At 70.4% G+C, this 12,564-nt stretch carries 10 protein-coding genes; 8 read left to right on the forward strand and 2 right to left on the reverse strand.

What is annotated here, in order from left to right; translation table 11 throughout:
* The first annotated feature begins 149 nt into the window (after window positions 1–149).
* The 5 genes from ACZ4D5_RS32455 to ACZ4D5_RS32475 all read left to right on the forward strand — a co-directional run bounded on the left by ACZ4D5_RS32455 (window position 150) and on the right by ACZ4D5_RS32475 (window position 5,407).
* The gene (locus ACZ4D5_RS32455; protein WP_467776019.1) at window positions 150–1,514 is read left to right on the forward strand and encodes a phosphomannomutase/phosphoglucomutase; all 1,365 of its coding nucleotides are present in this window, start codon (window positions 150–152) and stop codon (window positions 1,512–1,514) included.
* Between the two features lie 185 nt (window positions 1,515–1,699).
* Window positions 1,700–1,876 (forward strand): Trm112 family protein, encoded by a 177-nt coding sequence (locus ACZ4D5_RS32460; RefSeq protein WP_362340425.1) that lies wholly within the window; start codon window positions 1,700–1,702, stop codon window positions 1,874–1,876.
* A gap of 47 nt (window positions 1,877–1,923) precedes the next feature.
* Window positions 1,924–3,126, forward strand: coding sequence for an SIS domain-containing protein (locus tag ACZ4D5_RS32465; RefSeq protein ID WP_467776020.1), 1,203 nt, complete (start codon window positions 1,924–1,926; stop codon window positions 3,124–3,126).
* A gap of 61 nt (window positions 3,127–3,187) precedes the next feature.
* Complete coding sequence (gene manA, locus ACZ4D5_RS32470) at window positions 3,188–4,339, forward strand: mannose-6-phosphate isomerase, class I (protein ID WP_467776021.1); 1,152 nt, start codon at window positions 3,188–3,190, stop codon at window positions 4,337–4,339.
* Between the two features lie 108 nt (window positions 4,340–4,447).
* Complete coding sequence (locus tag ACZ4D5_RS32475; protein ID WP_467776022.1) at window positions 4,448–5,407, forward strand: cation diffusion facilitator family transporter; 960 nt, start codon at window positions 4,448–4,450, stop codon at window positions 5,405–5,407.
* A gap of 85 nt (window positions 5,408–5,492) precedes the next feature.
* Here the strand turns inward: ACZ4D5_RS32475 and ACZ4D5_RS32480 are convergent, their stop codons facing one another.
* Window positions 5,493–7,583: a fructose-specific PTS transporter subunit EIIC gene (locus ACZ4D5_RS32480; RefSeq protein WP_467776023.1), complete on the reverse strand. Its 2,091-nt coding sequence runs from the start codon at window positions 7,581–7,583 to the stop codon at window positions 5,493–5,495.
* Window positions 7,584–7,942: 359 nt separating this feature from the next.
* Here ACZ4D5_RS32480 and ahcY point away from each other — a divergent pair, with 359 nt between their 5' ends.
* Together ahcY and ACZ4D5_RS32490 are read left to right on the forward strand one after the other, a co-directional pair.
* Window positions 7,943–9,397 carry an adenosylhomocysteinase gene (gene ahcY / locus ACZ4D5_RS32485; protein ID WP_467776024.1) on the forward strand — a complete coding sequence of 485 codons (1,455 nt, stop codon included), beginning with the start codon at window positions 7,943–7,945 and terminating at the stop codon, window positions 9,395–9,397.
* Between the two features lie 139 nt (window positions 9,398–9,536).
* Window positions 9,537–10,151, forward strand: coding sequence for a hypothetical protein (locus ACZ4D5_RS32490; protein WP_467776025.1), 615 nt, complete (start codon window positions 9,537–9,539; stop codon window positions 10,149–10,151).
* Here the strand turns inward: ACZ4D5_RS32490 and ACZ4D5_RS32495 are convergent.
* The gene (locus ACZ4D5_RS32495) at window positions 10,148–11,095 is read right to left on the reverse strand and encodes an RDD family protein (RefSeq protein WP_467776026.1); all 948 of its coding nucleotides are present in this window, start codon (window positions 11,093–11,095) and stop codon (window positions 10,148–10,150) included. The genes ACZ4D5_RS32490 and ACZ4D5_RS32495 overlap by 4 nt on opposite strands.
* Before the next feature lie 88 nt (window positions 11,096–11,183).
* On the opposite strand from ACZ4D5_RS32495, the gene ACZ4D5_RS32500 reads away from it, so the two are divergent.
* Window positions 11,184–12,191 (forward strand): stage II sporulation protein M, encoded by a 1,008-nt coding sequence (locus ACZ4D5_RS32500; RefSeq protein ID WP_467776027.1) that lies wholly within the window; start codon window positions 11,184–11,186, stop codon window positions 12,189–12,191.
* Window positions 12,192–12,564 lie beyond the last annotated feature (373 nt).

Below are 12,564 nucleotides of genomic sequence, written 5' to 3' on the forward strand. Positions count from 1 at the left end.
CATGCCGCCGACGCGGGCGTCGGGATGCCGCCGTGAGACGTCTGCCGCCGGAGCCCGGCCCGCTGTCGGCGCCAGCGGGTAGCTTTGTGGTGACCGCGGAGAGCTCTCCGTACTCGCTGAACTAGCAGAACCTGCAGAGAGGGTTGGCCGTGACTGCTGATCTGTCCCAGATCGTGAAGGCGTACGACGTCCGTGGGGTGGTCCCGGATCAGTGGGACGAGTCACTCGCCGAGCTCTTCGGGGCGGCCTTCGCGCAGATCACGTCCGCCGACGCGATCGTGGTCGGGCACGACATGCGCCCCTCGTCGCCGGGCCTCTCGCGGGCCTTCGCGCGCGGTGCCGCGGCCCGCGGCGTGGACGTGACGGAGATCGGCCTGTGCTCGACGGACCAGCTGTACTACGCCTCGGGCGCGCTGAACCTGCCGGGCGCGATGTTCACGGCCTCGCACAACCCCGCCCAGTACAACGGCATCAAGATGTGCCGCGCGGGCGCCGCCCCGGTCGGCCAGGACACCGGCCTCGCGGAGATCCGCGCCCTGGTCGAGGGCTGGAGCGCGACCGGCGCCCCCGAGCCCGCGGCCACCGCCGGCACCCTCACCCGGCGCGAGACCCTCGGTGACTACGCCGCCCACCTGCGCGGCCTGGTCGACCTCACGAAGATCCGCCCCCTGAAGGTCGTCGTCGACGCGGGCAACGGCATGGGCGGGCACACCGTCCCCACCGTCTTCGAAGGCCTGCCCCTGGACGTCGTCCCGATGTACTTCGAGCTGGACGGCACCTTCCCCAACCACGAGGCCAACCCCCTGGACCCGGCCAACATCGTGGACCTGCAGAAGCGCGTGCGCGAGGAGGGCGCCGACCTCGGCATCGCCTTCGACGGCGACGCGGACCGCTGCTTCGTCGTCGACGAGAACGGCGCCCCGGTCTCCCCGTCGGCCATCACGGCCCTGGTCGCCTCCCGCGAACTGGCCAAGCACGGCGGCAAGGGCACGGTCATCCACAACCTCATCACCTCCTGGTCGGTCCCGGAGGTCGTGAAGGAGAACGGCGGCACGCCGGTACGCACGCGCGTGGGCCACTCCTTCATCAAGGAGGAGATGGCCAAGACCGGCGCGATCTTCGGCGGCGAGCACTCCGCGCACTACTACTTCAAGGACTTCTGGAACGCGGACACGGGCATGCTCGCCGCGCTGCACGTCCTCGCGGCCCTCGGCGGCCAGGACGGCCCGCTGTCCGCGCTCGTCGCCCAGTACGACCGCTATGCCGGCTCCGGCGAGATCAACTCCACGGTCGACGACCAGAGCGCCCGCCTCGCCGCGATCAGGGCCGCCCACGAGGGCAAGGACGGCGTGACCCTGGACGAGCTCGACGGCCTGACCGTGACCACCGCCGACTGGTGGTTCAACGTACGCGCGTCGAACACGGAGCCCCTGCTGCGCCTGAACGTCGAGGCGCGGGACGAGGCCACCATGGCCCGGGTCCGCGACGAGGCCCTGGCGATCATCCGAGGCTGACGCGGCGCCCGCGGGGAGGGCCGGCCACGACCCTCCCCGCACCCCCACGCCGCGCCCCGCGCGGAGGTAGGCTGACCAGGCCGCATCCTGCGCGGTGGCGGCGCGGTTCCCCGGCGGACACCGCCCGCGATCGCCGCACCGAAGCAGCGCGCACCCCACCCGATCCGTTCGAAGGGACCCACCCCATGCCGCTCGAAGCCGGCCTCCTGGAGATCCTCGCCTGCCCGGCCTGTCACGCCCCTCTCAAGGAGACGGACACCGAGCTGGTCTGCACGGCGGACGCCAAGGAGTGCGGCCTCGCCTACCCGGTCCGCGACGGCATCCCCGTCCTCCTGGTGGACGAGGCCCGCCGCCCCGCCTGAGGGACCCCAGCAGGAAGCCGCGCACCGCGATCGGAGGCCTGACACCCATGCTCGACGAGTCGCTGCTCGACGCCCCCGAGGCGCTCGCCCGCGCAGACCGCCGCGGACTGCTGCGGGGCGCGGCAGAGGCGGGTGCCCGCGTCCGCACCGCGGTCCGGCACGCCACCGAGGCCGGGCTCACGGACCTCAAGCCCGACGGCCGCCCCCGCGCCATCCTGATCGCCGGACCCGGTACCGCGGCCGTCTGCGTGGCCGACCTCCTCGACGGCCTCGCGGGCACCGGCTGCCCCGTCGTCCGGCTGACCCCGACCGGCGTCGCACCCGCCGGGGGAGCCCTGCGCTGGGCGCTGCCCGGCTGGGTGGGCCCCGTCGACCTGCTGCTCATCGCCACCCCGGACGGCACCGAACCGGGCCTCTCGCTCCTCGCCGAGCAGGCGTACCGCCGCGGCTGCACGGTCGTCGCGGTCGCCCCCGCGCGCACCCCCATCGCCGAGAGCGTCGAGGGCAGCCACGGCCTCACGGTCCCCATGGCCACCTCGCCCTACGGCGCGTACGAAGGCCCGCACGACGAGACCACCCGCGGCTCCGCGTCGTACGAGGCACGCCGCGTCGAGGACGAAGCCGCCCCCGGCGCCCCCGGCACCCTGTGGGCCCTCCTCGTCCCGCTGCTCGTGCTCCTCGACCGCACCGGCCTGATCGCCGCCCCCGTCGACGCCCTGCAGAAGGTCGCCGACCGCCTCGACACCGTCGCGGAACGCTGCGGACCGGCCATCGCGACGTACAGCAACCCCGCCAAGACGCTCGCCGCCGAGCTCGCCGACGCGCTCCCGCTGATCTGGACCGAGGGGCAGGCCGCGGGGGCCACGGGACGCCGCTTCGCCGCCACCCTCGCCGAGCTCGCCGGACACCCCGCGCTCGCCGCCGAACTGCCCGAGGCGCTGCCCGCGCACGGCGCCCTCCTCGCCGGCGGCCTGGCGGGCGGCGGCGGTGACACCGACGACTTCTTCCGCGACCGCGTCGACGACCCGGCGGCACTTCGCGCGCGCGTGGTGCTGCTCCGCGACCGTCCCGTCGACGCGGGCGGCCTCAGCGCCGCGCCCGCCGCCCGTGAGCTCGCGAACGGCCACGACGTCGCGCTCAGCGAGCTCGAACCGGAGAGCGGCGACGAGCTGGAGGCGCTCGCGGAGCTGATCGCCGTCACGGATTTCGCCGCCGTTTACCTGGCGCTCGCCTCGGGGGACGGATCATGACCACCGGACCGGTCACCGCCGCAGTCCGGCATTCGCGTACGTAGCAAGGGAGAGCCCCTCCGTGGACCGCCTCACCAACACCATCCGCCCCTACGCCTGGGGTTCCACCACCGCCATCGCGGAGCTCCTCGGCGTGGCACCGAGCGGTGAGCCGCAGGCCGAGATGTGGATGGGCGCCCACCCGGGCGCGCCCTCGCGCACCGAGCGCGGCGCGCTGAACGCGGTCATCGAGGCGGACCCGGAGCGCGAGCTCGGCAAGGAAGCGGTCGCCAAGTTCGGCCCGCGCCTGCCTTTCCTCTTCAAGATCCTCGCCGCGGGGGCCCCACTCTCCCTCCAGGTGCACCCGAACCTCGCGCAGGCGAAGGAGGGGTACGCGGACGAGGAGCGCCGCGGCGTCCCGATCGACGCCCCCCACCGCAACTACAAGGACGCCAACCACAAGCCCGAACTCATCTGCGCCCTCACGCCGTTCGACGGTCTGTGCGGCTTCCGCGACCCCGCCGAGACCGCGGACCTCCTGGAGTCCCTGGGCGTCGACTCCCTCAAGCCGTACGTCGACCTGCTGCGCGCCCACCCCGAAGAGGCCGCCCTGCGCGAGGTCCTGACGGCCGTCCTGAGCGCCGACCGCGAGCAGATGGCCGAGACGGTCACCGAGGTCACGGCCGCCGCCCAGCGTCTCGGCGGTGCTTACACGCCGTACGCGGGCATCGCCCACCACTACCCCGGCGACCCGGGCGTGATCGCGGCGATGCTCCTCAACCACGTCCAACTGCAGCCCGGCGAGGCCCTGTTCCTCGGCGCCGGCGTCCCGCACGCCTACCTCGACGGCCTCGGCGTCGAGATCATGGCCAACTCCGACAACGTCCTGCGCTGCGGCCTGACCCCCAAGCACGTCGACGTGCCCGAACTCCTGCGCATCGTCCGCTTCGAGTCGACCGACCCCGGCGTCCTGCGCCCCGAGGCCTCACCCGACGGCGAAGAGGTCTACGAGACCCCGATCGACGAGTTCCGCCTCTCCCGCTTCGTGCTGCCCGAGGGCGCGGCCGCGCACGACCTCACCGCCGCGACCCCGCAGATCCTGCTCTGCACGGCGGGCTCGGTCCGCGCGGGCGAACTGACCCTGACGCCCGGCCAGTCCGCGTTCGTCCCCGCGGGCGAAAAGGCCGAAGTGTCCGGGGTGGGCACGGTTTTCCGGGCCACTGTGGTGGCCTGACACACCAACGCCCTCCCGTGCTGCAACAATGACCCACCGCAAAGGCCGGGCAAAGCACGCCCGGCGCCGTGGTCGGTACGTACGAAGGCGAAGGGACACCCCGCACTCATGAGCGCGTCAGGCGGAACAAAGGCGATTGTCGCGGCACTTGCCGCGAACCTCGCGATCGCGGTGGCGAAGTTCGTCGCGTTCATCTTCAGTGGCTCGTCCTCGATGCTCGCCGAGAGCGTCCACTCCCTCGCCGACTCGGGCAACCAGGGACTGCTGCTCCTCGGCGGCAAGAAGGCCCAGCGCGAGGCGACCCCGCAGCACCCGTTCGGCTACGGCCGCGAGCGCTACATCTACGCCTTCCTGGTCTCGATCGTCCTCTTCTCGGTCGGCGGCATGTTCGCGATCTACGAGGGCTACGAGAAGATCAAGCACCCGCATGAGCTGGAGCACTGGTACTGGCCCGTCGGGGTCCTGGTGTTCGCGATCATCGCGGAGAGCTTCTCCTTCCGTACGGCCATCAAGGAGTCCAACCACCTGCGCGGCAACCTCTCCTGGAAGGAGTTCGTGCGCCGCGCCAAGGCCCCCGAGCTGCCCGTCGTCCTCCTGGAGGACCTCGGCGCGCTCGTCGGTCTGATCCTCGCCCTCGGCGGCGTCGGCCTCGCCCTGGCCACGGGCGACGGCGTCTGGGACGGCATCGGCACGCTCTGCATCGGTGTCCTGCTCATCCTGATCGCGATCGTCCTCGCGGCGGAGACCAAGTCCCTGCTGCTCGGCGAGTCCGCGGGCACCGAAGAGGTCGCCAAGATCGAGAAGGCCCTGGTCGACGGCGACACGGTCACCAAGGTCATCCACATGCGCACGCTGCACCTCGGCCCCGAGGAGCTCCTCGTCGCCGCCAAGGTCGCCGTCCAGCACGACGACACGGCCGCCGAGGTCGCCGCCGCGATCAACGCCGCGGAGGAGCGCATCCGCGCGGAGGTCCCGATCGCCCGCGTGATCTATCTGGAGCCGGACATCTACAGCGAGTCGGCGGCAGCGGCGGGCGAGAACCCGGCGAAGTCGCCCGGCGGCCACTGAGCCCGCCTTGCTCATACGTGGATGGGGCCCCGCACCTTCTCGGTGCGGGGCCCCATCCACGTATCCGGGAGGTCCTGTCCCGCGACTACTGGACCTCACGCAGCACGTCGAGGATCGCGGCGTCATCCGGTGCCGCCTCGAGCCGCTCCCGGAAGCCGGTGTCCATCAACTTCCGCGAAAGCAGGGCGAGGATCCGCAGGTGCTCGTCCCCGGCGGCGGCCTCCGGCACGGAGATCATGAAGATCAGCTTGGCCTTCGTGCCGTCGAGCGCGCCCCACTCGATGCCCTCCGCCGACCGCGCGAACCCGACGATCGGAGAGTCCACGGCGTCGGTCTTGGCGTGCGGGATGGCGATCTCCTCGCCGAGCCCGGTGGTGCCCTGCGCCTCGCGCCGCAGCGCTGTGCGCACCAGCTCCTCCACGTCGTTGACCTTGCCGGTGGTGGCGAGCAGCTCGGCCATCTCGCGAATCGCCGCCTCCTTCTCGCCCGCCGCCAGCTCGACCTTCACGGTCTGCTCGGTGAGATAGCCGGAGAGGACCTCGTCCGGCTGCTCCGGTGCGGGGGCGGCGGCAGTGGGAGCCGCCGGTTCCTTCTGCGCGGAAGCCGCATGCTCCTTCTGCAGGGACCCCGCGGCGACGGCCGCGCCACCCGCGGTCGCGCCCACCCCGGCGAGCACCGGCTCGGGCCCGCCCGGCACGTCGACCAGGGGAGCCCCGCGCCGCTTGCGCTCGCTGAGGTCGACCAGCGCCACGGTCGTGAGCGCGGTGACGACCGAACCGATGGCGATGGCCACGAAGAACATCGGCACGCCGCCCACGGCGCCGAGCACCGCCACGATCGGCCCGCCGTGCGGCACCGCGTCCTTCACGCTCGCCATGCCGGCGACGGCACCGGCGACGGCGCCGCCGAGCATGTTGGCGGGGATGACCTGCGCGGGCCGCGCGGCGGCGAACGGAATGGCGCCTTCCGAGATGCCGAACAAGCCCATGAACAGCGAGGCCATGCCGGTCTCGCGTTCCTGCTGCGAGTAGAGGCGGCGGCGGATCAGCGTCGCGAGCCCCTGCCCGAGCGGCATGACCGGAATCGCCGCGGCGCACATGCCCATGACGGTCTGGTTGCCGGTCGCGATGAGGCCCGCACCGAACAGGAACGCCGTCTTGTTGACCGGTCCGCCCATGTCGAACGCGATCATCAGGCCGAGAATCGCGCCGAGCAGGATCGCGCTGGTCCCGGTCATGCCGCTGAGCCAGTCGGTCAGATGCTCGAAGACCCAGGAGATCGGTTTGCCGATGACGTAGATGAAGAAGAGGCCGAGTGCGCTCGTCGCGACGATCGGGATCACGATGATCGGCATGATCGGCTGGACGAACTTCGGGACCTTGACCTTCTTGATCCACAGCACCAGATAGCCGGCCAGGAAGCCGGTGACGATGGCCCCGATGAAGCCCGCGCCCGCCTTGGAGTCGTACAGGTCACCGGTGTTGGCGATCCACCCGCCGATCATGCCCGGCACCAGCGCGGGCCGGTCCCCGATGGCGTACGCGATGTATCCCGAGAGGATCGGCACCATCAGCGTGAACCCGATGACACCGATCGCGTTGACGTGCGCCCAGAAGGTGCCTCCCGGAATGACGTAGCCCTTGGACGTGGCGTCACCGCCCAGGGCCAGCGAGATCGCGATCAGCAGCCCCCCGACCACGACGAACGGAATCATGTACGAGACGCCGTTCATCAGCGCCTTGTACGCGACGCTGCGCTCCTTGCCGCCCCCGCCGCTGGAGACCGGCTCGGCGGAACCGCCGCCCCCGCCTCCGCCGTGCACGGGCGCGCTCTGCACCTGCTCGATCAGCCGCTCCGGGTGGCTGATGCCTTCGGAGACGCCGACGGAGAGCACCCGCTTCCCCACGAAGCGGCTGCGGTCGACGTCCTTGTCGGCTGCGATGATGATGCCGTCGGCGTCCCTGACATCGTTGTCAGACAGGACGTTCTCGGCCCCGATGGAGCCCTGCGTCTCCACCTTCATGTCGATGCCGAGGCTCTCCGCGGCCTGCGAGAGCTTCTCGGCCGCCATGTACGTGTGGGCGATGCCGGTCGGACAGGCGGTCACCGCGAGCAGCTTCAGCCTCTTCTGCCCGCTGCTGGCCCCGCCTATGGGGGGCTCGGCCGGACTGGTCACGTGGATCTCCTTACGCCTTTGCCAAACAAGATCGCGCAAATGTTCCCGATCTCAAGGCATCCTGCAACACGTAAGCGCAGGATCAAAAGCGCAAAGGTCCCATATCGTCCGGGTCTGACGGCCTATCCGCCAGTCAGGACGTGCCCGGAGGCGGGCTGGGGGTTGCTGGGCCAATCGGTGTAGCTTTGAGACCGAGCCAGACGTCGCTGCTGATGGCGGTCGGGCGGTCCACGCACGGATCGTCCGAGGGAGAGAGGGCCTCCGACGGACTGCGCTGCGCGCGTCGGTGCACTCGTGTACCCCAACGCCGCAGGTCAGCCATGTCCACCCTCGATCGATCCACGAGGAGCAGCTCACTCATGACTCTCATCAACGGCAAGGACTTCAAGGTCGCCGACCTCTCCCTCGCCGAGTTCGGCCGCAAGGAGATCACCCTCGCCGAGCACGAGATGCCCGGCCTGATGTCGATCCGCAAGGAGTTCGCGGCCTCCCAGCCGCTGGCCGGCGCCCGCATCATGGGCTCCCTGCACATGACCGTGCAGACCGCCGTCCTCATCGAGACCCTGGTCGCCCTCGGCGCCGAGGTCCGCTGGGTCTCCTGCAACATCTTCTCCACCCAGGACCACGCCGCCGCGGCCATCGCCGTCGGTCCGAACGGCACCCCGGACAACCCGCAGGGCGTCCCGGTCTTCGCCTGGAAGGGCGAGACCCTGGAGGAGTACTGGTGGTGCACGGAGCAGGCGCTGACCTGGCCGAACACCCCCACCGGCGGCCCGAACATGATCCTGGACGACGGCGGCGACGCCACCCTCCTCGTCCACAAGGGCGTCGAGTACGAGAAGGCCGGCAAGGTCCCCTCGGTCGACACCGCCGAGAACGACGAGCACCGCGTCATCCTGCAGCTCCTCAACCGCACCATCACCGAGGGCTCGCAGAAGTGGACCCAGCTCGCCTCGGAGATCCGCGGCGTGACCGAGGAGACCACGACCGGCGTCCACCGTCTCTACGAGATGCAGCGTGACGGCCAGCTCCTCTTCCCGGCGATCAACGTCAACGACGCCGTGACGAAGTCGAAGTTCGACAACAAGTACGGCTGCCGCCACTCCCTGATCGACGGCATCAACCGCGCCACGGACGTCCTCATCGGCGGCAAGACCGCGGTCGTCCTCGGCTATGGCGACGTGGGCAAGGGCTGCGCGGAGTCCCTGCGCGGCCAGGGCGCCCGAGTGATCGTCACCGAGATCGACCCGATCTGCGCGCTGCAGGCGGCGATGGACGGCTACCAGGTCACCACGCTCGACGAGGTCGTCGACAAGGCCGACATCTTCATCACCACGACCGGCAACAAGGACATCATCATGGCCTCGGACATGGCCAAGATGAAGCACCAGGCGATCGTGGGCAACATCGGCCACTTCGACAACGAGATCGACATGGCCGGCCTCGCGAAGATCGAGGGCATCGTCAAGGACGAGGTCAAGCCGCAGGTCCACACCTGGACGTTCCCCGACGGCAAGGTCCTGATCGTGCTGTCCGAGGGCCGCCTGCTGAACCTGGGCAACGCGACCGGCCACCCGTCCTTCGTGATGTCCAACTCGTTCGCGGACCAGACGCTGGCCCAGATCGAGCTGTTCACCAAGCAGGAGGAGTACCCGACCGACGTCTACGTCCTCCCCAAGCACCTGGACGAGAAGGTCGCCCGCCTCCACCTCGACTCGCTCGGCGTGAAGCTCACGACGCTCCGCCCCGAGCAGGCCTCGTACATCGGCGTCGAGGTCGAGGGCCCGTACAAGCCCGACCACTACCGCTACTGACGGCCGACCGGCCACCGGTCAGCACCACTTCAGCAGGCCCTCGCCCCAGCGGCGGGGGCCTGCCCCTTTGCGCCGACGCGACACACGCCACGACGCACGCCGAGACTCACGCCAGGAACAGGACCGAGGACCGAGACCCATGCCCCGCGGCCGATATTCGCTCCATGATCCGCACGATCACACCCCCCTCGGTGAAGAACACTTCCACTGCGCGCCCGGCCCCTCCGGCTGGCGCTACGTGTCCCAACGAACCACCCCCTCAGGCACCCCCGCGGGCTCGGTCGACCTCGCACTCGACGACCGCGGCCGCCCCATCCGCCTCGAACTCCACGCGGGCGACTGGCAGGTCCGCGCCGGCGCCCTCAACGGCGTCACCTGGGTCCGCACCGACCCCACCGGCGCCCACGCCACCGAAGACAACGCCCCCGCCCACGCCTTCACCGGCACTTCCCCCGCCTTCCTCGTCGCGACGGCCCGACTGCTGGGTCTGACCACCGCTTCCCCCGCGACCCGCATCCGCCTGGTCGCCTTCACGGACCCGGTCCTCGCCCCCCGCACCCTCGACCAGTCCTGGGCCCTGCTGAAAAGCGAAGCACACGCCACTGACAACGGCCCGCTGGTCGTGGACGAATACCAGGTCACAGCCCTGGACACCGGCGAACAGCACACAGTGCACATCACCGGCGACGTCGTCCTCGCGGCCCCCGGCATCGAGCTCGAACACCTCGAAACCCCGCCGTCCACCTTCACCTAGGCGGGCGGCACGAACCCCGTGGCCGGAGGCGTGGATTCGGCACTCTGCTCGACAGGCGCCGCGTAACGCCCGGGCGCCGAGCCGGAGTTGCCCACCACAGGCACGTCGGCCGAAGGCGCGCGGACCGGCGCCGGCCCGGCACCGGGGCGCCCCGCAGAACCGACAGGACTCCCGGCAGCGCCCGCACCACCAACCGCACCTCCAAAGGCCCGCCGCGCATCCCGCGCCTGCCGCTCGTGCACAACAGCAGCCAAGTACGCGGCCGGTGGAACACCCTGCGGCGCCGGAGCCCCGGTCCGCTCCGCCAGATCACCGGCAAGCCGCTCGGCCATCGCCCAGCCCACCTGCGGATCCAACTGCCCCATCCGCGTGAGGTACTGCCGAATCGCCAGCCACAGCCCCTCGGGAACCCCGGACAGATCGAGCCCGGAGAACCGCCCGACCAGCCAGGGCGGCGGCGGAGGCACGAACGCGGCCTGCTCCGCGGGCACCCGCTCACGTACGACCAGCGTCCCCGCGAACACATCCCCGAGCCGCCGCCCACGCGCCGACACCAGAGACGCGATGCACGCGACGACCCCGAACGTCATCAGGATCTCGACGACCCCGACGGCCCCTCGCACCAGCGCATGCCGGAACCGAATCGGCCCTCCGTCGTCCCGCACCACCCGCAGCCCGCACGTCAGCTTCCCCAACGACCGCCCACGACTGAGCGTCTCCACCGCGATGGGACCACCGACCAGCACGAGTACGAAGCTGGCGACCGCGACCGCGGCAGCCGCGGCATCGTCCAACGAGGACGTCGACGCGATGATGCCGATGGTGACCGCGAGATAGACCGCCCACGCCACGACCAAGTCGATCAGCACGGCCAGCGCCCGGCTCGGCAGCTTCGCGGGACGCAGCTCCAGCGCCACCGCCTCGCCCGTCACAAGCTCACTCACGCCCGCCGCCCTTCCCTGCCCTGCCGTAGGACTGGCCAGTCTGCCAAGCTGAACAGTCACGCGCCGCAGTACGAGGAGCAGCCACCTGATGGACCTCGACGTCTTCGTGTCCGCCCACCGAGCCGAGTGGGACCGACTGGACGCCTTGCTGCGCCGCCAGCGCCGCCTCTCCGGAGCCGAGGCCGACGAGCTCGTCACCCTCTACCAACGCACCGCCACCCACCTCTCCCTGATCCAGTCCAGCGCACCGGACCCCCAGCTCATCGGACGCCTCACGCACCTGGTGGCACGCGCGCGTAGTGCCGTGACGGGCACACGCCGCGCCTCCTGGAGAGACGTGACCCGCTTCCTGACACACGGCTTCCCCGCGGCGGTCTACCGATCCCGCCGCTGGTGGGTCCCCACGGCCCTGCTCTCCACACTCCTGGCAGCGGTGATCGGCTGGTGGATCGGCACCCACCCCGAGGTCCAGGCCTCGATCGCGGCCCCCGACGAACTCCGCGCGATGACCCGCCCCGGCGGCGAGTACGAGACCTACTACTCCAGCCACCCCGCGGCGTCCTTCGCCGCCCAGGTCTGGACGAACAACGCCCAAGCCGCCGCGATGTGCCTCGTCCTGGGCGCCTTCCTGTGCTTCCCCGTCATCTGGATCCTCTTCCAGAACATGCTCAACCTCGGTGTCGGCATCGGCCTGATGTCCTCGGCCGACCGCCTGGACACCTTCCTCGGCCTGGTCCTGCCCCACGGCCTCCTGGAACTGACCGCGGTCTTCGTGGCCGCCGGCACAGGCCTCCGCCTCGGCTGGACCCTCATCGACCCGGGCCCACGAACACGGCGTACGGCTCTGGCAGAGGAGGGCCGCTCGGCCCTGGGCATGGCCATCGGCCTGGCCCTGGTCCTCTTCGTGTCGGGCGCCATCGAAGGCTTCGTCACCCCATCGGGCCTGCCGACCTGGGCCCGCATCGCGATCGGCATCGCCGCTGAACTGGCATTCCTCGCGTACGTCTATGTGCTGGGCGGTAGAGCGGCCCGCGAGGGCGAGACAGGGGACCTGGCCCAGGCCGAACGCAGCGCTTCGGTCCCCCTCGCAGCGTGATGTGCGTACGGCCCCTCTGACCTGTTAGTCTCCTCCTCGCCCCAAGAAAACCGTTGACACGGAAGGACTGGGGAGGTAGATTCGAACAGTTGCCTAGAGCTGGACAAGTCCAGCGACAGCGGCTAACATCTCCCTGCTTCTTGAATTTCATTAATCAAGAAGCCACCCCGATCAATCGGAAAACTTGAGCCGGTAAGTCCGGCCGAAAACTTCTGATAAAGTCGGATCAGCCGAAAGGCAAAGGCCCTCCAACGGCCACCGGAAATGAAATCCGAACTGGGAACGGAACGGAAAACGGATCTGGTAAGGTTGGAAACACGAAATACCGAAGGGAAGCGCCCGGAGGAAAGCCCGAGAGGGTGAGTACAAAGGA

It is taken from the genome of Streptomyces sp. NPDC025651 (genome assembly GCF_055558735.1).

Bases quoted from the DNA above. Each gene is read 5' to 3' on its own strand.
- ACZ4D5_RS32500 (WP_467776027.1), top strand. From the start codon at position 11,184: ATGGACCTCGACGTCTTCGTGTCCGCCCACCGAGCCGAGTGGGACCGA.
- ACZ4D5_RS32460 (WP_362340425.1), top strand. From the start codon at position 1,700: ATGCCGCTCGAAGCCGGCCTCCTGGAGATCCTCGCCTGCCCGGCCTGT.
- ahcY (WP_467776024.1), top strand. From the start codon at position 7,943: ATGACTCTCATCAACGGCAAGGACTTCAAGGTCGCCGACCTCTCCCTC.
- ACZ4D5_RS32465 (WP_467776020.1), top strand. From the start codon at position 1,924: ATGCTCGACGAGTCGCTGCTCGACGCCCCCGAGGCGCTCGCCCGCGCA.
- ACZ4D5_RS32490 (WP_467776025.1), top strand. From the start codon at position 9,537: ATGCCCCGCGGCCGATATTCGCTCCATGATCCGCACGATCACACCCCC.
- ACZ4D5_RS32475 (WP_467776022.1), top strand. From the start codon at position 4,448: ATGAGCGCGTCAGGCGGAACAAAGGCGATTGTCGCGGCACTTGCCGCG.